Origin of the sequence: Bacillus sp. AFS012607 (assembly GCF_002558005.1) — a bacterium.
Classification (GTDB): domain Bacteria; phylum Bacillota; class Bacilli; order Bacillales; family Bacillaceae_G; genus Bacillus_A; species Bacillus_A thuringiensis_S.
In genome coordinates this window covers 257947-279583 of the sequence record NZ_NTVM01000012.1, presented here as the reverse complement: position 1 = coordinate 279583, position 21637 = coordinate 257947, and the positions used below count along the sequence as shown (strand labels likewise).

Sequence of the window (21637 nt, the reverse complement as noted above, 5' to 3'; positions counted from 1 at the left end):
TGAGCAGGGGGTTTTTAGCCACTGCTCATTATTAATTATTTGACTAACTTATATATGTTTACTTTTAGTATGAAAAGTGTGTAAAATCAATGTGAAACATAGAAAAAAGGGTGGGGAATTACGTGCAAATTAGCAGTGCGATTTTATGTTTCGTCTTATATGCGTATGTTATTATTGCGGCGGTTTATTTTGGGATAAGTTTTTATGCCTATCGTCTAGTAGATAATAATGAATATGACGAAACATACAAATGGGTGAAGAGATATTTATCACCTGTACTAGAAATTATGAATGGGTTTGTGCTCTTTTTATTTATTGGATTAATTGCTTTCTCAACGAGTTTAGTAGGGAATAAAACTACGTTATTTGTATTGGGTATCATTATTTTTATGCTGTTAGGAATAAGGATTGGTAATACGGTCTTTTGGAATGAAAGAAAAGTAGATGGTTGGACGGGAATGTTAATTCCGTGTATGTTAGCTGCAATCGTGACAAATATAGAACATGAATATTATCAATTACATTTTTGGCTCATTATCGTTTTAACAATTCTTTCTGTTTTGTATATAAGCACAGTAGTACTAACATATATTGCACATGAAAAAGGAGATGTTAAAGGCACTCGTTTCTTTAGAGGACGGGCATTATTTTGGAGTGTGCCGACGATGGCAGTTATCGCGCTTATTGCGATATTAGTAAATGGATATCAATTTTCTAATTGGCAACTATTTTTAGAAAATTGGTGGATCTTTATCTTTTCGTTTATTGCTTTTTTAGGTGCAACGCATTATTTATTTCATCAAAATCATTACATATGGGCGTTGTTATTTGCATTCATACAGCTGCTATTTGCCTTTTTTGGTCAAGAAACATTATTATTCGTTTTTGAAACATTTAGTTCGTTTGGAAATATATTTGTATTTGCTATGTTACTTGTTGGTATCGCTTTTTACTTGCAACAATATTTTTATATACAAAAACAAAAATAAGAGCTAATTACAGTTTTTGTGACGCATATAAAGTGTGTTACACTGAAAATAAATAGTACTTGAAGTTATTGGAGGAATTCCTGTGGGTGAGAAAGAAAAAGAGTTTGCTGTCATTGGACTTGGTCGCTTTGGTGGAAGTATTTGCCGAGAACTAGCTCAATTAGGTATGGAAGTAATGGCAATCGATTCAGATGAGGATAAAATTAATGAATTTGCAAATATAGCTTCGCATGCTGTAATTGCAGATTCAACAGATGAGATGGTATTAAAAAGCCTTGGTATTCGAAATTTTGATCACGTAGTCGTTGCTATTGGAGATAATTTAAATTCAAGTATTTTAACTACTTTGATTTTGAAAGAGTTGGGTGTAAAAAATATTACTGTAAAAGCTCAAAATGATTATCATGAAAAAGTGTTAAGTAAAATAGGTGCAGATCATATTGTGCATCCAGAACGTGATATGGGAAAAAGGATTGCTAATAATATTGCATCAAGCAATGTGTTAGACTACCTTGAGCTTTCAGATGAGCATAGTATTGTAGAGATTATTGCGAATAAAAAAATTGATGGGCACTCTTTAATTGAATTAGATATTCGTGCGAAGTTTGGATTGAATATTGTAGCAATTAAACGAGGTAAAGAAGTTATCGTATCCCCTCGGGCTACGGAGAATATTCAAGCAGGAGATATATTAATTGTCATTGGTCATGACGATGAAGTGGATCGATTTAAACACTTTTTAAGATAAGAGAAAAGAAAAGGACAATGCCTTCATAGCATTGTCCTTTTTCTTATATTTCCATAATGATTGGTAAAATCATTGGACGGCGTTTCGTTTTCTCATATAGGAATGGAGCTAATGTGTCTGTAATTTCATTTTTAATTTCAGACCATTGTGTTGTTTTACGCTCCATTACTTTTTCTAAATGAGTTGTAATTAATGTTTGTGCATCATTGATTAAATCGCTGCTTTCACGCATGTAAACGAAACCGCGTGAGATGATATCAGGTCCTGCTGCAACTTTAAATTCTTTCATATCAATGCTTACAACTACAATTACAAGTCCTTCTTCAGAAAGGATACGACGATCTCGTAATACGATATTGCCGATATCCCCAATACCGTTTCCATCAATGTAGACCGAACCAGATGGGATTTTTCCAGCTACGCTAGCTTCATCAGAACGTAAAGCAAGAACATCGCCATTATCCATAATGAAGCAATTTTCTTCAGGGATACCACAATCATTTGCTATGTTCATGTGCATACGCTGCATACGATATTCACCATGAATTGGCATGAAGTACTTCGGTTTAATTAGACGTAACATTAACTTTTGTTCTTCTTGCCCACCGTGTCCACTTGTATGGATATTTGAAAGTTTCCCGTGAATTACATCAGCGCCAGCGCGGTACAACATGTTAATTGTACGACTTACGCTAATTGTATTTCCTGGAATTGGTGAAGAAGAGAAAACAACTGTATCTCCAGGAATAATTTGAATTTGGCGGTGTGTACCGTTTGCAATACGTGAAAGTGCTGCCATCGGTTCACCTTGACTACCTGTACATAAAATAACAACTTTATTAGCTGGTAAGCGGTTTAGTTGAGATGCATCTATGAATGTATCTTTCGGGCAACGAATATAACCAAGGTTTTGTCCGATTTCAATCGCTGCTTCCATACTTCGACCAAACACAGCTACTTTACGGTTGTTTTCAACAGCAGCTTCAATAACTTGTTGTAAGCGGTGAATATTTGATGCAAAGGTTGCGAATATAATCCGTCCGTCTACTTTACGGAAAATGTCTTGAATGCTATCACCAACGCGACGCTCAGACATAGTAAAGTTTGGAACTTCACTGTTCGTACTATCAGATAATAGACATAGCACGCCATCTTTACCGATTTCAGCCATTTTTGTTAAATCAGCTGGTTCACCAACTGGTGTGAAATCAAATTTGAAATCACCTGTATGAACAACTTGACCTTGAGGTGTTTTCACAACAACGCCGTACGAATCTGGAATACTGTGAGTTGTACGGAAGAAGGATACAGACGTTTTTTTGAATTTAATAACGTCATCTTCTTGAATTTCGTAAAGTTTTGCTTTACGAAGTAAGCCGTGTTCTTCTAATTTGTTTTTGATGAGTGCAATTGCTAATTTTCCGCCGTAAATCGGGATGTTCACTTGACGTAATAGGTAAGGGATTCCGCCGATATGATCTTCGTGACCATGTGTAATGAATAACCCTTTAATTTTATCTTCGTTTCGCACAAAATAAGTGTAGTCTGGTATTACATAATCGATTCCGAGAAGTTCGTCCTCTGGAAATTTAATTCCAGCATCAATTATAATAATTTCATCTTGAAATTGAACAGCGTATGTATTTTTACCGATTTCACCAAGCCCACCGAGAGCAAATACAGCAACTTGGTCGTTTTTTAGAAATTTCATATCGCTATACGATTTCCGCTAATGTTAAATCAGCGTTTTCTTTTTCATATTCAAGATGAGCGCCAGTAACAGACTGAACAAACTCGATATTATATGCGAACTTATTTAATTTTGTACGAACATCCTTTTCAGACGTAGCCTCTAAATATAAAACTTTTGTATTTTCACGTACTGGAACCTCAGTTAATTTTTCTTGATAAAATACTTTAAAAATCATTTGGAAAACCTCTCCTTGTCTATGTTTTGCATTATCTGTTACTTATTATAAAGCAAACAGTCACGATTTTCATGTTTTTTCGAATGAGAATGAAGAAAAAGCCCGAAATGGGCACAATTTAAGCGATTGTCTTTTTACGGACTAGACCGTTTAAATAACGCTTGAGCTTTTTCTTCAGCTTCTTCAGCATGATTACTCCTTCCTTTCCTTATTTTAAACATGCATATTACTAGTGAAAATTCTATCTCTGATATAAGAGATAGGACAAAAGTGAATGGTGAGTCTTGTCCTTTCCCATACAGTGAAAGTTATTCTATAGTAACGATTAGTAGCCGTTAGTTATAGGTATAGTATGAGGAAGAATGGAAAAGAAAATTCATCCGAACAAGTATCCACATGTTTTACTAATATATATATGCAAAGTTTACAAATAAGGTCAGAAAGGGAACGCTTTCTTCACAGATGTTTAATATGTTATACTTTTTTTTAGAATTTGAAAAGTGATATTCAAAATAGGAATATAGAGTGCCAGAAAGGATTTTGACAAATGAATGATAAAATTGTCTTTTTTGATATTGATGGAACATTATTAGATCATGATAAAAAAATTCCACAATCTACACGAGATGCAGTAAAACAGTTACAAGAAAAAGGTGTACATGTAGCAATTGCGACAGGGCGCGCGCCATTTATGTTCGAAGATATTCGTAAGGAACTTGATATACATAATTATGTTAGTTTTAATGGACAATACGTTGTCTTTGAAGATGAGGTAATATTTAATAATCCGTTACATCCAGATTCTTTACATAAGTTTACTCAGTTTGCAAAACAAGAAGGATATCCACTTGTATATCTTGACCATCAAGATATGAGAGCATCAGTGGAATATCATGATTATGTAAAAGAAGGCTTTGGAAGCTTAAACTTTGAGCATCCACCATATGAGCCTAATTTTTATGAGGAACGTAATATTTATCAAACACTACTTTTTTGTGAAGTAAATGAAGAGGAAAAGTTTATTAATCATTATCCAGATTTTCATTTTATTCGTTGGCATGCATATTCAATGGATATCATTCCGAATGGTGGTTCTAAGGCAAAAGGAATTGAGAAATACATTGAAAAGTTAGGTTTTAATCGTGATCAAGTGTATGCATTTGGAGATGGTTTAAATGATTTAGAAATGATCGAAGCCGTTGGCACAGGTATTGTGATGGGAAATGGCCATGAAGACTTGAAAAAACTTGCAAATCATGTGACAAAGGATGTTAGTGAAGACGGTATATATCATGGACTAAAGTGGGCTGGATTGCTATAAGTGAATATGGAACCCATTTCATAATAAAGAGGCGGAAGATTAACTTCCGCCTCTTTATTATTATCGCTCTAGAGGTTTGGAATCATCAGGAGCGGCAAAAGGATTTTCTTTATTGATATGGTCATAGAACATAACGCCATTTAAATGGTCAATCTCGTGTTGGAATACGATTGCTGGTAAACCTTTTAAACGTAATTTTACTTCTTCCCCGTTAATAGAAGTTGCTTTTACTGTAATTCTTGTATAACGAGGAACATAACCAGGTACTTCGCGGTCTACAGATAGACAGCCTTCACCGCCCTGTAAATATGTACGTTCAACAGAATGGCTAATGATTTTTGGATTGAATAATGCATGGCTATATAATGTACCGTCCGCATCGGTTACATGAACTGCAATCATTTTTTTTGAAACACCGATTTGCGGAGCCGCTAATCCGATTCCAGGGCGTAAACTATATTTTTCAGCCATTTCAGGATCTTGGCTATTTATTACAAATTCAATCATTTCTTTTAGGGTAGTTGTATCTTTTTCGCTTGCCGGTAATGAAACATCTTCTGCAACGTTGCGCAAAATAGGATCTCCTTCGCGAATAACATCTTTCATTGTAAGCATATGTAATCTCTCCTTTCCTCTTTAGTCTACCAAAGGAGATGGAAAAAGTCATCGGCAAGAAAGGGAAGGTATTTTGGAAATCGTTCTATTATAGAGTATTTATGTATGTGATAAACAGAAAAAGACGGCAAAGCCGTCTTTTTCTTTCCATAGTTGTTTCGTTTTACATTAGCGAATGCAAGCAGCACCAACGATAATTAAAAGAATAAACAACACAACGATTAAGGCGAAGCCGCGTCCAGACCCGCCACAAGAACCGCCATAACCGTAGGAAGGATATGAACAAGTTGGATAGCAATATGAGTATCCGTACATGAGATGACCTCCTTTATCATTTCCCGCTAATACTGCGGTTACTATAATGTATGGAAGAGAGGGTAGAAATGTATAGGTATTTACCTAAAAAAGGAAGGATAGTTTGTATATTTTTGTTACGAAGAGAGAAAAACTAAAGAGAATTAAATCGTTTACATATTATTCTAAGAGAAAAAATAAGTGAAAAAGGGAATAATATAACAGTAGGTCAATGCTTACTAATACAGATGTAAAAAATAAAAACACGTTTGTGTAGTAGAAACCTGCATATTATTTATAAAAAAACGTATTCAAAGTAATTGACATCGTAATTAGAATAGTTGTAAACTAAAAAACGTGATCAAGATTGTATTAATATGTTTCTGAAAAAACATTAGTACAGATTGTTAGGTACACAAAATTATTCTCAACCGACAGATAAACATGTTGGTTTACATCGTTGCGCTTTTTAAACTGGAAAATAGCCAGTGAAAGCGTTTCAGAATATGGTTCAAGAGAGGAAGAGGTGAACGGAATGGGTACTAAAACAAAAAAGACCCTATTTAATGTTGATGAGCAAATGAAAGCTATCGCAGCTCAATTTGAAACATTACAAATTTTAAATGAAAACGGTGAAGTTGTGAATGAAGCAGCTATGCCTGAATTATCTGATGATCAATTAAAAGAATTAATGCGTCGTATGGTGTATACTCGCGTATTAGATCAACGTTCTATTTCTTTAAACCGTCAAGGACGTTTAGGTTTCTACGCACCTACAGCTGGACAAGAAGCTTCTCAATTAGCGAGTCATTTCGCACTTGAAGCAGAAGACTTCATCTTACCAGGATACCGTGATGTACCACAATTAGTATGGCACGGACTTCCATTATATCAAGCATTCTTATTCTCTCGTGGACACTTCATGGGTAACCAAATGCCTGAGAATGTAAATGCATTAGCTCCACAAATCATTATCGGTGCGCAAATCATCCAAACTGCTGGTGTTGCGTTAGGTATGAAACTACGTGGTAAAAAATCTGTTGCAATTACTTACACTGGTGACGGTGGTGCTTCACAAGGTGACTTCTACGAAGGTATGAACTTTGCAGGTGCATTCAAAGCTCCAGCAATCTTCGTTGTTCAAAACAACCGTTATGCAATCTCTACTCCAGTAGAAAAGCAATCTGCAGCTAAAACTGTAGCACAAAAAGCAGTAGCAGCAGGTATTTACGGAATTCAAGTAGACGGTATGGATCCATTAGCTGTATACGCAGCAACTGCTTTCGCTCGTGAGCGCGCAGTAAATGGCGAAGGTCCTACTTTAATCGAGACTTTAACATTCCGTTACGGTCCACATACAATGGCTGGTGATGACCCAACTCGTTACCGTACAAAAGATATCGAAAACGAATGGGAACAAAAAGACCCAATCGTACGCTTCCGTAAGTTCTTAGAAGCTAAAGGCCTATGGTCTCAAGAAGTTGAAGAGACAGTAATCGAAGAAGCAAAAGAAGATATCAAACAAGCAATTGCTAAGGCTGACCAAGCTCCAAAACAAAAAGTAACTGATTTAATGGAAATCATGTACGAAAAAATGCCTTACAACTTAGCTGAACAATATGAAATCTACAAAGAAAAGGAGTCGAAGTAAGCCATGGCTCAAATGACAATGATTCAAGCAATCACTGATGCTTTACGCGTTGAAATGAAAAATGATCCTAACGTACTTGTATTTGGTGAAGACGTTGGTGTAAACGGCGGTGTATTCCGTGCTACTGAAGGTTTACAAGCTGAATTTGGTGAAGATCGTGTAATGGATACTCCACTTGCAGAGTCTGGTATTGGTGGACTTGCAGTTGGTCTTGCACTTGAAGGATTCCGTCCAGTTCCAGAAATCCAATTCTTCGGTTTCGTTTTTGAAGTAATGGATTCAATTTCTGGTCAATTGGCTCGTATGCGTTACCGTTCTGGTGGACGTTGGACTGCTCCAGTAACAGTTCGTTCTCCATTCGGTGGTGGTGTTCATACTCCTGAACTACATGCTGATAGCTTAGAAGGATTAGTGGCTCAACAACCTGGTCTAAAAGTTGTTATTCCATCTACTCCATACGATGCTAAAGGTCTTTTAATCTCTGCGATTCGTGACAACGATCCAGTTATCTACTTAGAGCATATGAAATTGTATCGTTCATTCCGCCAAGATGTACCAGAAGGCGAATACACAATTGATTTAGGCAAAGCTGATATCAAACGTGAAGGTACAGATGTATCTGTTATCGCTTACGGTGCTATGGTTCACGCTGCATTAAAAGCTGCTGAAGAACTTGAAAAAGAAGGTATCTCTTTAGAGGTTGTTGACTTACGTACAGTTCAACCATTAGATATCGAAACAATCATCGCTTCTGTTGAAAAAACAGGTCGCGTAGTTGTAGTTCAAGAAGCTCAAAAACAAGCTGGTATTGCAGCTAACGTTGTAGCGGAAATTAACGACCGTGCAATCTTAAACTTAGAAGCTCCAGTTGTACGTGTTGCAGCTGCTGATACAGTATTCCCATTCTCTCAAGCAGAGAGCGTATGGTTACCAAACCACAAGGATATTGTTGAAGCTGTAAACAAAGTAATGAACTTCTAATTTTTAGTTTTTCATGTGCAAAAGAAATCAGCACATGCTGGTTTCTTTTGCACATATTCCATAATAATGAAATGAATCAGGGGGCTGAATTCCGTGGCATTTGAATTTAAACTACCAGATATCGGTGAAGGTATCCACGAAGGTGAAATCGTAAAATGGTTTATTAAACCAGGCGATGAAGTAAATGAAGACGATGTACTTCTTGAAGTACAAAATGATAAAGCAGTAGTAGAAATCCCTTCTCCTGTTAAAGGTAAAGTACTTGAAGTACTTGTAGAAGAAGGAACAGTTGCAATCGTAGGAGATACATTAATTAAATTTGATGCTCCTGGATACGAAAACCTTAAATTTAAAGGTGACGATCATGATGAAGCTCCAAAAGCTGAAGAAGCAGCAGTAGAAGCTCCAGCAGCGGAAGCTACTCCAGCAGCAACTGCAGAAGTAGTAAATGAGCGCGTAATCGCTATGCCATCTGTTCGTAAATACGCTCGTGAAAAAGGTGTAGACATTCATAAAGTAGCTGGTACTGGTAAGAATGGCCGTATCGTAAAAGCTGACATCGATGCATTTGCAAATGGTGGACAAACTGTAGCAGCAACTGAGGCTCCAGCAGCAGTAGAAGCTACTCCAGCAGCAGCGAAAGAAGAAGCACCAAAAGCACAACCAATTCCAGCTGGAGAATATCCAGAAACTCGTGAGAAAATGAGTGGTATCCGTAAAGCGATTGCGAAAGCAATGGTTAACTCTAAGCATACAGCTCCTCACGTAACATTAATGGATGAAGTTGATGTAACTGAGCTTGTTGCTCACCGTAAGAAGTTCAAAGCAGTAGCAGCTGACAAAGGTATTAAATTAACTTACCTTCCGTACGTTGTTAAAGCTTTAACATCTGCATTACGTGAATACCCAATGTTAAACACTTCTTTAGACGATGCATCTCAAGAAGTAGTTCATAAACATTACTTCAACATCGGTATCGCAGCTGATACAGACAAAGGTCTATTAGTACCAGTTGTTAAAGATACAGATCGTAAGTCTATCTTCACTATTTCTAACGAGATCAACGATCTTGCTGGTAAAGCACGTGAAGGTCGTCTAGCTCCAACTGAAATGAAAGGTGCTTCTTGCACAATTACAAACATTGGTTCTGCAGGTGGACAATGGTTCACTCCAGTTATCAATCACCCAGAAGTAGCAATCCTTGGTATCGGCCGTATCGCTGAAAAACCAGTTGTGAAAAATGGCGAGATCGTTGCAGCTCCAGTATTAGCATTATCTCTAAGCTTTGACCATCGTTTAATTGACGGCGCAACTGCTCAAAAAGCGTTAAACCAAATTAAACGTCTATTGAATGACCCACAATTATTAGTAATGGAGGCGTAATAACAATGGTAGTAGGAGATTTCCCAATTGAATTAGATACAGTCGTTGTTGGTGCAGGTCCTGGTGGATACGTTGCGGCAATTCGTGCAGCACAATTAGGTCAAAAGGTAGCAATTATTGAAAAAGCTAACCTTGGTGGCGTATGCTTAAACGTTGGATGTATTCCTTCAAAAGCGTTAATCAATGCAGGTCATCGTTATGAGAATGCAATGCATTCTGATGACATGGGTATCACTGCAGAGAACGTAAAAGTTGACTTTACAAAAGTTCAAGAATGGAAAAACGGCGTAGTTAAGAAATTAACTGGCGGTGTTGAAGGCCTTCTTAAAGGTAACAAAGTTGAAATCATTCGCGGTGAAGCTTACTTCGTAGATGCTAACACATTACGCGTTATGACTGAAGATGCAGCTCAAACTTATACGTTTAAAAATGCTGTTCTTGCAACTGGTTCTACACCAATCGAAATTCCAGGATTCAAATACTCTAAACGTGTTATCAACTCTACAGGTGCTTTAAGCTTACCTGAAATTCCTAAAAAACTTGTTGTAATCGGCGGCGGTTACATCGGTATGGAATTAGGTACTGCATATGCTAACTTCGGTACAGAAGTTACTGTAGTAGAAGCTGGCGACGAAATCTTAGCTGGTTTCGAAAAAGCTATGAGCTCTGTTGTTAAACGTGCTCTACAGAAAAAAGGTAACGTAAATATCCATACAAAAGCTATGGCTAAAGGCGTTGAAGAAACAGAAACTGGCGTAAAAGTTAGCTTTGAAGTTAAAGGTGAAATCCAAACTGTAGAAGCAGATTACGTATTAGTAACTGTAGGTCGTCGTCCAAACACTCAAGAAATCGGTCTTGAGCAAGTTGGAGTTAAAATGACTGACCGCGGCATCATCGAAATCGATGAGCAATGTCGTACAAATGTACCAAACATCTATGCAATCGGTGATATCGTTCCTGGACCACCATTAGCTCACAAAGCTTCTTACGAAGGTAAAGTAGCTGTAGAAGCAATTAGTGGCCATGCATCAGCTATCGATTACATCGGAATTCCTGCAGTATGCTTCACTGATCCAGAATTAGCATCTGTTGGTTACACTAAAAAACAAGCTGAAGAAGCTGGAATGACTGTAACTGTATCTAAGTTCCCATTCGCTGCTAACGGTCGTGCATTATCATTAAACAGCACTGACGGTTTCCTACAACTTGTAACACGTAAAGAAGATGGTCTTCTTGTAGGTGCTCAAGTTGCAGGTGCAGGTGCTTCTGATATTATCTCTGAGATTGGTTTAGCTATCGAAGCTGGAATGACAGCTGAAGATATCGCTCAAACAATCCATGCTCACCCAACATTAGGTGAAATCACAATGGAAGCAGCTGAAGTTGCTCTTGGAATGCCAATTCACATTGTAAAATAATTTAAGTAATGTAAATAGCCCCTCTCTTATTGTAAGAGAGGGGCTATTTTTATTTTCATCAAATGACTTGCAAGGTCTTTAAACGTACTTGTCGAATGAATATATAATACTTTAACAAATGATTTAGGCGTAACTTACTTCAAAGGTAATATATATCATCCTATAATATGTAATTGATTCAAACTTAACCCCATATATTAATAAAATAGAGCATGTCAAAGGAGAAGGTTCCATGAAAATATTACATGTTATATTTTATCATTTACTACTATGGAGTGGCTTTTCCACTGTATTAACATTATCGAATGGTGATAAGTTTCATTATAAAGTTATTCTTTTTTTCGTATTCCTGTATTTAGCCTATGTAATAGCATATTTTGTATTACACGTAAGAAAGCAAGCTTTATTTCTTACATGTTCGAATTGTATACTATTTTTAATCATATTATCTATTTTTTAAATTAACGTTTATAAAAATACATTGTTCTTCCATTAAATAATTGTAACTCTCCTTCTAATTTCTTCGCTAAAAAACGGCAAAATTCATTCGCTTTCCCTTTGTCACCATATGTTGCATTAGGTGGTAAAGAAACTTGGATGAAAGATTGTTCATTTTCTATACCAACACCAATATAAATTGAGTCATACCGGTCGTGATTGGATTGAAGTTTTAATGTTGTTGCTGATGTATCTAAAATTTCATAAGGAAAAGCGGTATTTGTATACGGGTAATTAATTTGGGCACCAGTTTTAGAAGTAACTGTTTTATAATAATGAAAAAGTTGTTTTATATCATCTATTGAAACAGATTGTTGATTGGATTTAGGTACAAGCGTAATAAAGGCATGTTGCATATAAGTTCCCCCTAACTTAGTAGAATACTATTATTCTACATCCTACTGAATTTTTTGACAATTAAAAGGAGTATTACATGTTTTGTTTAATATACTAGTAATGAAACGTGATGTAGAAAGGTGGAAACCAATGTTTGAAAAATTGTATGATGAGCATGAAAGTGTGAAGGTACGATTTTTAGGGTTTATGACACATGATACACGTTATGATTTTGGTGTTATTTATACAAATATGTTTTTTGGAAAACCGCTCATTGTTTGTATGCAAACAGGAAGGTCTACTTTACTCGGAAGAGATGATGTAGAGAATGTTCAATATATACAGGAGATTTTTAAATTAGGGTCAGAAGAGGAAGCGAAGGAGTTAGCTCAGTTTTTCAAATTTCTAGTTCCGTCAACTTCTTTACATGCGGAATATGAAGAATAATTAATGTGAAACAGTCGTACTTATAAATATGGCTGTTTTTTATTTGAATATCGCATACTAATTAAAATTTAAAATATTTAATGTGTTATACTAAAAACCTATTGACGTAAAAAGTATAACATATTAAAATAAAGACAGAAAGTTAAGCGGTTACAAAAAAGTTTTTGGGATTATAAACTTAGGGGGAAATGAAAAATGGGAACAATCGTATGTCAAGATTGTGAAGGTACAATTGCACACTTCGAAGATGAGAAAGTAACGGTACTTTACGGGAAATGTGGATCTTGCGGATGTGATCACACAGAGCATACAAAAGCCCAATAATTGATAGGAAATGGACAGCTAAAAGTTTTTAGGACCATAAACTTAGGGGGAAATAAAAAATGGGAACAATCGTATGCCAAGTATGTGAAGGAACAATCGGACATTTTGAAGATGAGAAAACGACGGTACTTTACGGAAAATGTGGAACAAATTGTGACTGTGCTAGAAAAGATAATGCGAAAGCTTAATGATAAATAAATAGATTACTATTAAAACTCAGGGGGAAATGAAAATGGGAACAATCGTATGCCAAGTATGTGAAGGAACAATTGGACATTTTGAAGATGAAAAATCAACAGTACTATACGGGAAATGTGGATCTCATTGCGAATGTGACCATAAAGAACATACAAAAGCTTAATAATAAGAAAAAGCGCCTACATGTGTAGGCGCTTTTTTAATAAATTGTAGTTGTATGGCCAACTGTTGCAACGATTGCATCATCTCTAATTGGAATAAAGCTTATGGATGTCTGTGGTGTACTAGAAGAAGCGTATTGGCTCATTATACGGCTATCGATACGGGTAATAGTATCGGTCAAGAAAGCTGAAATAAAAGCGTAAGGGACTCGTCGTTCATTTAATGAATAAATAATTTCTTCTTTTGTTTTTACACCTACGCCATGTCCGTAAAAAAAGAAATTTCCTAAATAGATTGTGTTTTCTCCTTGCCACTCAATCGTAGCTGGATTCACTTGTGGGTTTTTAAAGTAAACGAGGTCACCTGGAACAAGATCGCCACCGGTTTTTGTTATGAGCCTTAGATCTTGATCGTAGTCCCATGTATAAAGTAAAAGGTTTGCAAATAGACGATTGAAAGTTTCTTCCTCATACAATGATAATAAAGCTTTATAAAAAATAATGATCATAGCGGTTGCACATTCAGTTCCATATAGTTTTCCGTTTTTGAAAATATCTTGTATGGCAATAGAAGGTGGTATGTTTGGAAGAAGCTCGAATCCTCCAAGGGATGTTCTTTTCCAATACTGGGGGTTGCAAAAGGATTGTTGAAATGTGCGAAACTGAAATCCACTTTGAAAAAGTTCTAGTGCAGAGATAATAATATTAACTCGTAAATTGAGATCAAAGCTGAGTTCATCAGCTGTTCGGAAGGAATAAACTTCTTGATTTCCTGCCATTATTGATAAAATTTGTTGTTTCTCTGCTGCAAATGGCTCATATTCATTTGTAATATAAGGATGTACAATAGAACGGCCTATTACAATCATAATAGTATCCCCACCTATACGTTACATTCTTTAGTATCGTATGAAGAATAGGAAAAAAGGTGAAAAAAAAGCCTATCAACTGATAGGCTTGTACTCTTTAATAACACGTAATGTTTGTAATGTCATATCTTCAGGACCTTGTACAGGTAAACCTGCTTCTAAGTTTTTACGAATATACTCTAAGTTTTCTTGTGTAATAATTTCCCCCGGAGTAAAGATTGGAATCCCTGGCGGATAAACCATAACAAAATCAGCTATAATACGACCCGCTGCATTTTCAAATGGAATGACTTCTGTTTCCGAATAAAAAGCATCTCGAGGAGAAAGTGCTAGCACTGGAATTTCTGGAATCTCTACTTGTACTTGAACACCTTTATCTGCCCTATTTCTAAATGTTGCTGCTAAATCTTGTAATGCTGCAATAAGTGTATTTGTATCACTTTCTGTATCTCCCAAAGTGATAAGACATAGTATGTTGTATAAATCTGAGAGTTCTACTTCAATGTTATATTTCTCTCTAAGCCATACTTCAGCTTGGTGGCCGGTAATACCTAAATCTTTTACAGATACAATTATCTTTGTAGGATCATAGTTAAAGGTAGCATCTGTACCTAACATTTCTTTTCCAGGACAGTAAAGATGCTCAATAGAATTTATAGCATCACGAACATGTTCAGCTAATTGTATTGTTTGTTCTATGAGTGCTGTTCCTTCTGTGGCAAGACGTTTTCTGGCAACATCAAGTGATGCTAACAAGATGTAAGAAGTTGATGTAGTCGTAAGCATGCTAATAATAGATTGGACATGCTTTACATTCACCAAGCCTTCTTTCACATTAAGAATAGAACTTTGAGTTAAAGAGCCTCCTAATTTGTGGACACTTGTTGCTGCCATGTCTGCACCAGCTTGCATCGCCGACATCGGCAATTTATCGTGAAAATGAATATGAACACCATGAGCCTCGTCGACTAGTACAGGGATGTCATAAGAATGTGCTAATTGTACAATCTGTTCTAAGTCTGCAGCAAACCCAAAGTACGTTGGATTAATAACAAGTAAGCCCTTTGCATCTGAGTGCTCTTCAAGTGCTTTTTTGACAGATTGAATTGTGATTCCATGAGAAATACCGAGCTTCGGATCGATTTCAGGATGCATGAAAATCGGTTTTGCACCTGAGAAAATAATAGCTGACATTACTGATTTATGCACGTTTCGTGGTACTAGGATTTTGTCACCAGGACCGCAAACGCTCATCACCATTGTCATAATAGCGCCACTTGTACCTTGAATAGAAAAGAAAGTATGATCTGCACCGAATGCAGCGGCTGCTAAATCCTGTGCTTCTTTAATCATACCTTTTGGATGATGTAAATCATCGAGTGGCGCAATATTAATTAAGTCAATTGCTAATGCATTATGCCCAATAAATTCGCGAAATGTAGGATCCATGCCCTGTCCTTTTTTATGACCAGGAATATGGAATTGAATTGGATTTCGCTTACTGTGCTCAACTAAAGCGGTAAACAATGGTGTTTCGTATTGGGACAATCTATACACCCCTTCTTCTTCATAATATTTAGTATAATTTGTTTTATATAATCCTGCTCTAAAAAAGGTAAGTCTTTTTTTAGAATGAGGCTTGTTTTTCTGCCATTCAAAAAATCGTTTTTGAGATGGTAGCTTCACTTTATTTTCTATAAAACAAAAGCATTATATCACCAATAATTATAGATGTATAGAAAAAAATGTTTTTAAGGTGAGTATGTTTAATAGTTAGCCTCAACTAATGAATAGAGGAAGACAATTCCATTAAAATGAATAAATAGTGTATAATGCAGAGTGGCTATAATGAATAATAAAATATTCTCTTTAAGATAGCATAATGAAACAAGAAGAAATGATAAATGAGGTGCGAAATGGAATATCAATATCCGTTAGATTATGATTGGTCAAATGAGGAAATGGTTACAATTGTGAAGTTTTATGAAGCGATTGAGAAAGCTTATGAAAAAGGAATTATAAGAGAAGAATTAATGGGTTTATATCGTCGTTTTAAAGAGATTGTTCCATCGAAAGCAGAAGAAAAGAAAATTGATAAAGAGTTTCAAGAAGTAAGTGGATACTCTATATATCGTGCTATTCAAAGGGCAAAGGAAGTTGAAGAACAAAAGGTTGTAAAAATATAAAAATATTTTGAAAAATAAAAACTGAAGTGATATAATGTGATAACAACTAAAAACGGACAATATAAATTGTCCGTTTTCTACTATCGATTACAAAGTGCATATAAAGGAAGGAGTGGTTGCATCGTAGATTCAATCTTAGCAAGGAATTGTTCGTTGGTCATTGCTGAAAACTCCTCTGGTGATATATGAATACCAACTAATAATTCTGCTTTTTTTACAGTAGCTAGTCGTTCAATCATCTTTTGTAAGTCTTCGGTTTCAAGTGTTTTATGTAATTTCACACTTGGTTTAGTATGGTCAATGGACCAAACGAAGTCATTTGGAATATTTGTTTTTAAATCATTTAAATGTTCTAAGAAGGCATGAGCCGTCTCAACTTTTTGTGGACACTCATAGATTAAACCAAAGTATATGAAGGCATGAGTACCCCATAAGCCGATTTGGAAATGCGGTAGCATTTTATATCCTCGTTTATTTGTTGAAAAAGCAACCCAAGTATCGTTTGGTGGATTGACTTTCCGTCGTGCGTGTTTTGCAACATGATAAAAAAAGTTCTCATCAGTGTGTTTGGATAAGTATTCTGCAAATTGTTCCCCTAAAGCTTCTAGCTTAGGATGAATGTTCGTTTTAATTGCACTCATTCGTTCTTCGAGACCATCAACTGTAAAGACATCAAAATCAGTTGACTTGAATGTTTGTATTGTCATGATTGTTCCTCCAACTCCTATTTTGCTTTTATTTTAGCATAGCTTGTACTATTCATAAAAAAAACAGCACAAAAAAATTAAAATAAAAAATATAATTTTGTTGCATAGATGATTTATCCAACATAGTATAGTATAAAACAAAAAATCAGAAAATTGAATTAATTCTAGTCCGAGGGCAGACGAATATTGGGAGGAGGCAAATAATATGAGACAGGTGATTAATGCGTTAAAGAGAACAGATGCCGAAAAGAGAATACCGGTGCTACGTTTGGAGCTAGATTATGAATTAGCAACTTTATATGATGCGATGATGGAAGATGATAAACAGAAAAAAGAAGAGTGTGTACAAAAGTTAGAAGTGTTAAGACTTGAAATGATTCGTTTAGAAGCGTAATAATAGTATATGTATAAAAAATTAGTTGGTGCGAACCTTATAAAGGGTTCGTTTTTTCTGTGAACAGTATAGATCGGAGTGTTTAAACATGCAAGAAGTATGGAAAGACATCGATGCACACGCCAAACGGTGGATTCGGGATGCAGGAGAGCATTTGATGGCATCAATGAAAAAAGCACTTATTATAGAAACAAAATCAAATGCAGCTGACTTAGTTACAAATATGGACCGAGAGATAGAACGGTTTTTAATTGGGAAAATTAAAGAAACATTCCCGAATCATAATATTTTAGGAGAAGAGGGTTATGGAGACGAGATAACGTCTTCTGGCGGGGTTGTTTGGTTAATTGATCCAATTGACGGTACGATGAACTTTGTTCATCAAAAAAGAAATTTTGCGATTTCAATTGGTATTTATGAGAACGGTATCGGAAAGATTGGACTTATTTATGATCCAGTGCACGATGAACTATATCATGCAGTCAAGGGATCCGGAGCTTTTTGTAATGATATATCAATTCCTCCATTGGAAAAAGGAACTGTAGAGCAAGGTATTGTAGCTTTAAATGCGATATGGCTTACAGATAATCCATTGCTTAATATGGAAAGTATGATGGCACTTGTTAAGAAAGCAAGGGGCACGAGATCATATGGCTGTGCAGCACTAGAGATGATATACGTTGCAACAGGAAGAATAGATGCATATGTAACGCCGAGATTATCACCATGGGATTTTGGCGGAGGACAGATAATTGTAGAAGAAGTTGGAGGTAAGGTGACGACATTCTCTGGAGCGCCACTTTCTATCATAGAGAAGAGCAGTGTGTTAGTTGCAAAACCAGGAGTGTATGAAGAAGTGTTATCGTTTATATTAGAGCAACAAAAAAAGTAAGAGGCTGTGTATAAGCTTCTTACTTTTTAGCGTTATTGTGATTTGCGCATTTTTCTTTTTGTTACAAAACCGTACCCAACTGCAACAAATGTGCCGATAATGCAAATAATAATACCGATTGGACTATTTTCAGCAATCATAATGCCGATACCGATTAAGAAAATAACACCGATAATTGCGGTTAATAAAAAGCGATATTGAATGTGTTCCATTTCTTCACCCTCCAATCTCATTTTACTTTCACAAAAGTAAGAATACAACTATATTTTCATTCTTGCTTTTATTTTAATTGCTATTGTATCCCCTTCGCTCTTATAATAGAGAAGGATTAAAAAGACATTAGGAGTTGGACATGTTGAAAAAACGACAAGATTTACGTAATATAGCAATTATTGCCCACGTTGACCATGGTAAAACAACACTTGTTGACCAGTTATTACGTCAAGCGGGGACTTTCCGTGCGAACGAACACGTTGAAGAACGCGCAATGGATTCAAATGATCTAGAAAGAGAACGCGGTATTACAATTTTAGCGAAAAATACAGCGATTCACTATGAAGATAAAAGAATTAACATTTTAGATACACCAGGTCACGCTGACTTCGGTGGAGAAGTAGAACGTATCATGAAAATGGTTGATGGTGTTTTACTTGTTGTTGATGCATATGAAGGTTGTATGCCACAAACACGATTTGTTTTAAAGAAAGCTCTTGAGCAAAACTTAACTCCAATCGTAGTTGTAAACAAAATTGACCGTGACTTCGCTCGTCCTGATGAAGTAGTTGATGAAGTAATCGACTTATTCATTGAGCTTGGTGCAAACGAAGATCAATTAGAGTTCCCAGTTGTATTTGCATCAGCAATGAACGGAACAGCAAGCTTAGATTCAAACCCAGCAAATCAAGAAGAGAATATGAAATCATTATTTGATACAATTATCGAACATATTCCAGCACCGATTGATAACAGTGAAGAGCCACTTCAATTCCAAGTAGCACTTCTTGATTACAACGACTATGTTGGACGTATTGGAGTTGGACGCGTATTCCGCGGTACAATGAAGGTTGGACAACAAGTTGCTTTAATGAAAGTTGACGGAAGTGTAAAACAATTCCGCGTAACGAAATTATTCGGTTACATTGGATTAAAACGTCAAGAAATCGAAGAAGCAAAAGCTGGGGACTTAGTAGCCGTTTCTGGTATGGAAGACATTAACGTTGGTGAAACGGTATGTCCGGTTGAGCATGAAGATGCGTTACCATTACTACGTATTGATGAGCCAACACTACAAATGACGTTCCTTGTAAATAACAGCCCATTTGCAGGTCGTGAAGGTAAATACATTACATCTCGTAAAATTGAAGAGCGTCTTCGTTCACAATTAGAAACAGATGTAAGTTTACGTGTAGATAATACAGAGTCTCCTGATGCGTGGATCGTATCTGGACGTGGGGAACTACATTTATCTATCTTAATCGAAAACATGCGTCGTGAAGGTTATGAATTACAAGTATCTAAGCCAGAGGTAATCATTAAAGAAGTTGATGGCGTAAGATGTGAACCTGTAGAGCGCGTACAAATCGATGTACCTGAAGAATACACTGGTTCTATTATGGAATCTATGGGTGCACGTAAAGGTGAAATGTTAGATATGGTGAATAACGGAAACGGTCAAGTGCGCCTTACTTTCATGGTTCCAGCACGTGGTTTAATTGGTTACACAACAGAATTCTTAACATTAACTCGTGGTTACGGTATTTTAAACCATACATTCGATTGCTACCAACCAGTACACGCTGGACAAGTTGGTGGACGTCGCCAAGGTGTTCTAGTTTCACTTGAAACAGGAAAAGCATCACAATACGGTATTATGCAAGTTGAAGACCGTGGTGTAATCTTCGTTGAACCAGGTACAGAAGTATATGCTGGTATGATTGTTGGAGAACACACTCGTGAGAACGACTTAACAGTTAACGTTGTGAAAATGAAACAACAAACTAACATTCGTTCTGCGACGAAAGATCAAACTTCAACAATGAAGAAACCACGCCTAATGACTTTAGAAGAATCATTAGAGTACTTAAACGATGATGAGTTCTGTGAAGTAACTCCAGAATCAATTCGTCTGCGTAAAAAGATTCTTGATAAGAGTGAGCGCGAAAGAGCTGCTAAGAAAAAGAAATCGGTTGAAGCGTAAAAACAAAAAAACAACGACCTTTATAAAAGGTCGTTGTTTTTTATTTTGTTTATTTTTTAGAATATTTACTCTTTTTTTGTGGACAGTATTTTTTTTGCGAGTTACTCTTGTATTAAGTGTATAAAGAAAATTGTATTTTACTGCTAGGGGGGAAGAGTGTGTTAGAAAGGATGTCTTTTTTTGCAAAATTGTGTAAGGTAGATGAAAATCCAGAGTTAGGAATGTGGTTACTTTATGGGACGATTATTATATTAAGTGCTCTCGTCTATAATTTAGGGTTTGCTAGAAAGTTGTCTGTACTTAAAAATATTGTGATATACATATCATTAGCAATTGGATGTACAGTATTAACCTTTTTTGCTGTATTTTTACCCGTTGGAGAAGGACTTGTTGTAGCAGCAATTGTACTTGGGATTTATAGATTACGTTTGCGTCAAGCGAAACAACAAAAAGCAGGATGAGGAAGGGGGAGTTTTTATGCGTTCAGTACAAGATGCACTATATAATTGGTTAACAATTAAAACAGTTGCTGAAGCACGTCCAGATGATAGTGCTGCAAAAGAAACGTATTTGTTATTTCAAAATATGATATATGAAGAACATAAATTAAAAAATGTGGAAGTCGAAAAGAACGAGGAGATGTATTTAATTACATACGAAATAAATGGAGAACGGAAATCTGCAAGGTTTCCGTTAGAAGCCATTGATTGTTTTTTGGATCAGATGAATCGTGAACCAGAAAAATATAAATAAGTCCTTATCTATATGAGTAAGGACTTATTTACATTTTACCAATCATCTTCGATTTTTTTATCACGATATAATCGGAAATTACCACTTGCATGACGTTCCATTGTACGCTCTGCAATTCGTTCCGAACATTCCATGCACATATATGTATGAATAGGGCGATTACGCAGTTTTTTTGCCATAGGATTTTCATCATCTAACATATCTTTTTTATCACAAATCATACATTTGACTCTCATTTCGTCACCTCAATACGAATTCTATCAGTATAAGTATATCATGGAAGTATAATGTTTTTGAATAATAGTGGGAAAAAATAATATTTTCGCAATTCAAAAAATAAGTTATGA

General features: G+C 35.9%; 28 protein-coding genes. 18 read left to right on the top strand and 10 right to left on the bottom strand.

Translation table 11 applies throughout. The annotated features are described in order from the left end of the window. Nucleotides 1-122: 122 nt before the first annotated feature. Both CN409_RS14775 and CN409_RS14770 read left to right on the top strand, forming a co-directional pair. Nucleotides 123-989: a cytochrome C oxidase assembly protein gene (locus CN409_RS14775; protein ID WP_086396387.1), complete on the top strand. Its 867-nt coding sequence runs from the start codon at nt 123-125 to the stop codon at nt 987-989. Nucleotides 990-1071: 82 nt separating this feature from the next. Beyond that, nucleotides 1072-1737, top strand: coding sequence for a potassium channel family protein (locus CN409_RS14770; RefSeq protein ID WP_000504032.1), 666 nt, complete (start codon nt 1072-1074; stop codon nt 1735-1737). Nucleotides 1738-1780: 43 nt separating this feature from the next. Here CN409_RS14770 and rnjA read toward each other — a convergent pair whose 3' ends face one another. Continuing rightward, nucleotides 1781-3448, bottom strand: a complete 1668-nt coding sequence (rnjA, locus tag CN409_RS14765; RefSeq protein WP_000670375.1) for a ribonuclease J1 — start codon at nt 3446-3448, stop codon at nt 1781-1783. 4 nt (nt 3449-3452) lie between these two features. Then, nucleotides 3453-3665, bottom strand: a complete 213-nt coding sequence (locus CN409_RS14760; RefSeq protein ID WP_000576435.1) for a DNA-dependent RNA polymerase subunit epsilon — start codon at nt 3663-3665, stop codon at nt 3453-3455. Between the two features lie 547 nt (nt 3666-4212). On the opposite strand from CN409_RS14760, the gene CN409_RS14750 reads away from it, so the two are divergent. Next, the gene (locus CN409_RS14750; protein WP_000998271.1) at nt 4213-4986 is read left to right on the top strand and encodes a Cof-type HAD-IIB family hydrolase; all 774 of its coding nucleotides are present in this window, start codon (nt 4213-4215) and stop codon (nt 4984-4986) included. Nucleotides 4987-5046: 60 nt separating this feature from the next. Here the strand turns inward: CN409_RS14750 and def are convergent, their stop codons facing one another. Together def and CN409_RS14740 are read right to left on the bottom strand one after the other, a co-directional pair. Next, nucleotides 5047-5601, bottom strand: a complete 555-nt coding sequence (gene def, locus CN409_RS14745) for a peptide deformylase (protein WP_000957043.1) — start codon at nt 5599-5601, stop codon at nt 5047-5049. A gap of 168 nt (nt 5602-5769) precedes the next feature. Beyond that, the gene (locus tag CN409_RS14740) at nt 5770-5916 is read right to left on the bottom strand and encodes a YjcZ family sporulation protein (RefSeq protein WP_000274562.1); all 147 of its coding nucleotides are present in this window, start codon (nt 5914-5916) and stop codon (nt 5770-5772) included. A gap of 514 nt (nt 5917-6430) precedes the next feature. On the opposite strand from CN409_RS14740, the gene pdhA reads away from it, so the two are divergent. From pdhA to CN409_RS14715, 5 genes are all read left to right on the top strand, one after another. Next, a complete protein-coding gene (gene pdhA, locus CN409_RS14735) occupies nt 6431-7546 on the top strand; it encodes a pyruvate dehydrogenase E1 component subunit alpha (RefSeq protein WP_000536895.1) in 1116 nt (371 codons plus the stop codon). 3 nt (nt 7547-7549) lie between these two features. Next, complete coding sequence (gene pdhB, locus CN409_RS14730) at nt 7550-8527, top strand: pyruvate dehydrogenase complex E1 component subunit beta (RefSeq protein ID WP_000068163.1); 978 nt, start codon at nt 7550-7552, stop codon at nt 8525-8527. A 93-nt stretch (nt 8528-8620) separates the two neighbouring features. Further along, nucleotides 8621-9910: a pyruvate dehydrogenase complex dihydrolipoyllysine-residue acetyltransferase gene (gene pdhC / locus CN409_RS14725; RefSeq protein WP_000863420.1), complete on the top strand. Its 1290-nt coding sequence runs from the start codon at nt 8621-8623 to the stop codon at nt 9908-9910. Nucleotides 9911-9915: 5 nt separating this feature from the next. Further along, nucleotides 9916-11328 (top strand): dihydrolipoyl dehydrogenase, encoded by a 1413-nt coding sequence (gene lpdA / locus CN409_RS14720; RefSeq protein ID WP_000260104.1) that lies wholly within the window; start codon nt 9916-9918, stop codon nt 11326-11328. A gap of 232 nt (nt 11329-11560) precedes the next feature. Further along, nucleotides 11561-11788 (top strand): hypothetical protein, encoded by a 228-nt coding sequence (locus tag CN409_RS14715; RefSeq protein ID WP_000697469.1) that lies wholly within the window; start codon nt 11561-11563, stop codon nt 11786-11788. Between the two features lies 1 nt (nt 11789). Here CN409_RS14715 and CN409_RS14710 read toward each other — a convergent pair whose 3' ends face one another. Then, entirely contained in the window at nt 11790-12182 is a 393-nt protein-coding gene (locus tag CN409_RS14710) for a DUF1885 family protein (protein ID WP_001163295.1), read from the bottom strand. Between the two features lie 130 nt (nt 12183-12312). On the opposite strand from CN409_RS14710, the gene CN409_RS14705 reads away from it, so the two are divergent. From CN409_RS14705 to CN409_RS14690, 4 genes are all read left to right on the top strand, one after another. Next, nucleotides 12313-12609 carry a DUF3055 domain-containing protein gene (locus CN409_RS14705; RefSeq protein WP_000462038.1) on the top strand — a complete coding sequence of 99 codons (297 nt, stop codon included), beginning with the start codon at nt 12313-12315 and terminating at the stop codon, nt 12607-12609. Nucleotides 12610-12804: 195 nt separating this feature from the next. Then, on the top strand, nt 12805-12933 hold the full coding sequence (locus CN409_RS14700; protein ID WP_000536778.1) for a GapA-binding peptide SR1P: 129 nt from the start codon (nt 12805-12807) through the stop codon (nt 12931-12933). A 59-nt stretch (nt 12934-12992) separates the two neighbouring features. Continuing rightward, the gene (locus tag CN409_RS14695) at nt 12993-13121 is read left to right on the top strand and encodes a GapA-binding peptide SR1P (protein WP_000536803.1); all 129 of its coding nucleotides are present in this window, start codon (nt 12993-12995) and stop codon (nt 13119-13121) included. Between the two features lie 44 nt (nt 13122-13165). Then, nucleotides 13166-13294 (top strand): GapA-binding peptide SR1P, encoded by a 129-nt coding sequence (locus CN409_RS14690; protein ID WP_000536796.1) that lies wholly within the window; start codon nt 13166-13168, stop codon nt 13292-13294. Between the two features lie 36 nt (nt 13295-13330). Here CN409_RS14690 and CN409_RS14685 read toward each other — a convergent pair whose 3' ends face one another. Then, nucleotides 13331-14161 carry a protein-glutamine gamma-glutamyltransferase gene (locus tag CN409_RS14685; protein WP_000635339.1) on the bottom strand — a complete coding sequence of 277 codons (831 nt, stop codon included), beginning with the start codon at nt 14159-14161 and terminating at the stop codon, nt 13331-13333. Nucleotides 14162-14236: 75 nt separating this feature from the next. Further along, nucleotides 14237-15709, bottom strand: coding sequence for an arginine decarboxylase (gene speA, locus CN409_RS14680; protein ID WP_000084903.1), 1473 nt, complete (start codon nt 15707-15709; stop codon nt 14237-14239). Between the two features lie 368 nt (nt 15710-16077). On the opposite strand from speA, the gene CN409_RS14675 reads away from it, so the two are divergent. After that, nucleotides 16078-16347, top strand: a complete 270-nt coding sequence (locus tag CN409_RS14675; RefSeq protein WP_000456553.1) for a UPF0223 family protein — start codon at nt 16078-16080, stop codon at nt 16345-16347. A gap of 80 nt (nt 16348-16427) precedes the next feature. Here the strand turns inward: CN409_RS14675 and CN409_RS14670 are convergent, their stop codons facing one another. Then, nucleotides 16428-17054 carry a YktB family protein gene (locus CN409_RS14670; protein WP_000155316.1) on the bottom strand — a complete coding sequence of 209 codons (627 nt, stop codon included), beginning with the start codon at nt 17052-17054 and terminating at the stop codon, nt 16428-16430. 205 nt (nt 17055-17259) lie between these two features. Here CN409_RS14670 and CN409_RS14665 point away from each other — a divergent pair, with 205 nt between their 5' ends. Continuing rightward, on the top strand, nt 17260-17448 hold the full coding sequence (locus tag CN409_RS14665) for a hypothetical protein (protein ID WP_001250164.1): 189 nt from the start codon (nt 17260-17262) through the stop codon (nt 17446-17448). Nucleotides 17449-17536: 88 nt separating this feature from the next. After that, nucleotides 17537-18340, top strand: a complete 804-nt coding sequence (locus CN409_RS14660) for an inositol monophosphatase family protein (protein ID WP_001158709.1) — start codon at nt 17537-17539, stop codon at nt 18338-18340. A 32-nt stretch (nt 18341-18372) separates the two neighbouring features. Here the strand turns inward: CN409_RS14660 and CN409_RS14655 are convergent, their stop codons facing one another. Then, nucleotides 18373-18552 carry a DUF5325 family protein gene (locus CN409_RS14655; RefSeq protein WP_000400123.1) on the bottom strand — a complete coding sequence of 60 codons (180 nt, stop codon included), beginning with the start codon at nt 18550-18552 and terminating at the stop codon, nt 18373-18375. A gap of 140 nt (nt 18553-18692) precedes the next feature. Here CN409_RS14655 and typA point away from each other — a divergent pair, with 140 nt between their 5' ends. From typA to CN409_RS14640, 3 genes are all read left to right on the top strand, one after another. Then, nucleotides 18693-20537, top strand: a complete 1845-nt coding sequence (gene typA / locus CN409_RS14650) for a translational GTPase TypA (protein WP_000914761.1) — start codon at nt 18693-18695, stop codon at nt 20535-20537. Nucleotides 20538-20695: 158 nt separating this feature from the next. After that, the gene (locus CN409_RS14645; RefSeq protein WP_000893662.1) at nt 20696-20998 is read left to right on the top strand and encodes a YlaH-like family protein; all 303 of its coding nucleotides are present in this window, start codon (nt 20696-20698) and stop codon (nt 20996-20998) included. A gap of 16 nt (nt 20999-21014) precedes the next feature. Continuing rightward, nucleotides 21015-21290: a hypothetical protein gene (locus CN409_RS14640; protein ID WP_001258138.1), complete on the top strand. Its 276-nt coding sequence runs from the start codon at nt 21015-21017 to the stop codon at nt 21288-21290. Between the two features lie 35 nt (nt 21291-21325). On the opposite strand, the gene CN409_RS14635 is transcribed toward CN409_RS14640, so the two are convergent. Further along, nucleotides 21326-21526, bottom strand: coding sequence for a YlaI family protein (locus CN409_RS14635; RefSeq protein WP_002082250.1), 201 nt, complete (start codon nt 21524-21526; stop codon nt 21326-21328). Nucleotides 21527-21637: the final 111 nt, after the last annotated feature.

Bases quoted from the DNA above. Each gene is read 5' to 3' on its own strand.
- CN409_RS14665 (WP_001250164.1), top strand. From the start codon at position 17,260: ATGAGACAGGTGATTAATGCGTTAAAGAGAACAGATGCCGAAAAGAGA.
- CN409_RS14760 (WP_000576435.1), bottom strand. From the start codon at position 3,665: ATGATTTTTAAAGTATTTTATCAAGAAAAATTAACTGAGGTTCCAGTA.
- CN409_RS14700 (WP_000536778.1), top strand. From the start codon at position 12,805: ATGGGAACAATCGTATGTCAAGATTGTGAAGGTACAATTGCACACTTC.
- CN409_RS14740 (WP_000274562.1), bottom strand. From the start codon at position 5,916: ATGTACGGATACTCATATTGCTATCCAACTTGTTCATATCCTTCCTAC.
- CN409_RS14685 (WP_000635339.1), bottom strand. From the start codon at position 14,161: ATGATTGTAATAGGCCGTTCTATTGTACATCCTTATATTACAAATGAA.
- CN409_RS14695 (WP_000536803.1), top strand. From the start codon at position 12,993: ATGGGAACAATCGTATGCCAAGTATGTGAAGGAACAATCGGACATTTT.
- CN409_RS14710 (WP_001163295.1), bottom strand. From the start codon at position 12,182: ATGCAACATGCCTTTATTACGCTTGTACCTAAATCCAATCAACAATCT.
- rnjA (WP_000670375.1), bottom strand. From the start codon at position 3,448: ATGAAATTTCTAAAAAACGACCAAGTTGCTGTATTTGCTCTCGGTGGG.
- CN409_RS14750 (WP_000998271.1), top strand. From the start codon at position 4,213: ATGAATGATAAAATTGTCTTTTTTGATATTGATGGAACATTATTAGAT.
- def (WP_000957043.1), bottom strand. From the start codon at position 5,601: ATGCTTACAATGAAAGATGTTATTCGCGAAGGAGATCCTATTTTGCGC.
- CN409_RS14690 (WP_000536796.1), top strand. From the start codon at position 13,166: ATGGGAACAATCGTATGCCAAGTATGTGAAGGAACAATTGGACATTTT.
- CN409_RS14635 (WP_002082250.1), bottom strand. From the start codon at position 21,526: ATGAGAGTCAAATGTATGATTTGTGATAAAAAAGATATGTTAGATGAT.
- typA (WP_000914761.1), top strand. From the start codon at position 18,693: ATGTTGAAAAAACGACAAGATTTACGTAATATAGCAATTATTGCCCAC.
- CN409_RS14640 (WP_001258138.1), top strand. From the start codon at position 21,015: ATGCGTTCAGTACAAGATGCACTATATAATTGGTTAACAATTAAAACA.
- pdhA (WP_000536895.1), top strand. From the start codon at position 6,431: ATGGGTACTAAAACAAAAAAGACCCTATTTAATGTTGATGAGCAAATG.
- CN409_RS14715 (WP_000697469.1), top strand. From the start codon at position 11,561: ATGAAAATATTACATGTTATATTTTATCATTTACTACTATGGAGTGGC.
- pdhB (WP_000068163.1), top strand. From the start codon at position 7,550: ATGGCTCAAATGACAATGATTCAAGCAATCACTGATGCTTTACGCGTT.
- CN409_RS14670 (WP_000155316.1), bottom strand. From the start codon at position 17,054: ATGACAATACAAACATTCAAGTCAACTGATTTTGATGTCTTTACAGTT.
- CN409_RS14705 (WP_000462038.1), top strand. From the start codon at position 12,313: ATGTTTGAAAAATTGTATGATGAGCATGAAAGTGTGAAGGTACGATTT.
- CN409_RS14660 (WP_001158709.1), top strand. From the start codon at position 17,537: ATGCAAGAAGTATGGAAAGACATCGATGCACACGCCAAACGGTGGATT.
- lpdA (WP_000260104.1), top strand. From the start codon at position 9,916: ATGGTAGTAGGAGATTTCCCAATTGAATTAGATACAGTCGTTGTTGGT.
- CN409_RS14675 (WP_000456553.1), top strand. From the start codon at position 16,078: ATGGAATATCAATATCCGTTAGATTATGATTGGTCAAATGAGGAAATG.
- CN409_RS14655 (WP_000400123.1), bottom strand. From the start codon at position 18,552: ATGGAACACATTCAATATCGCTTTTTATTAACCGCAATTATCGGTGTT.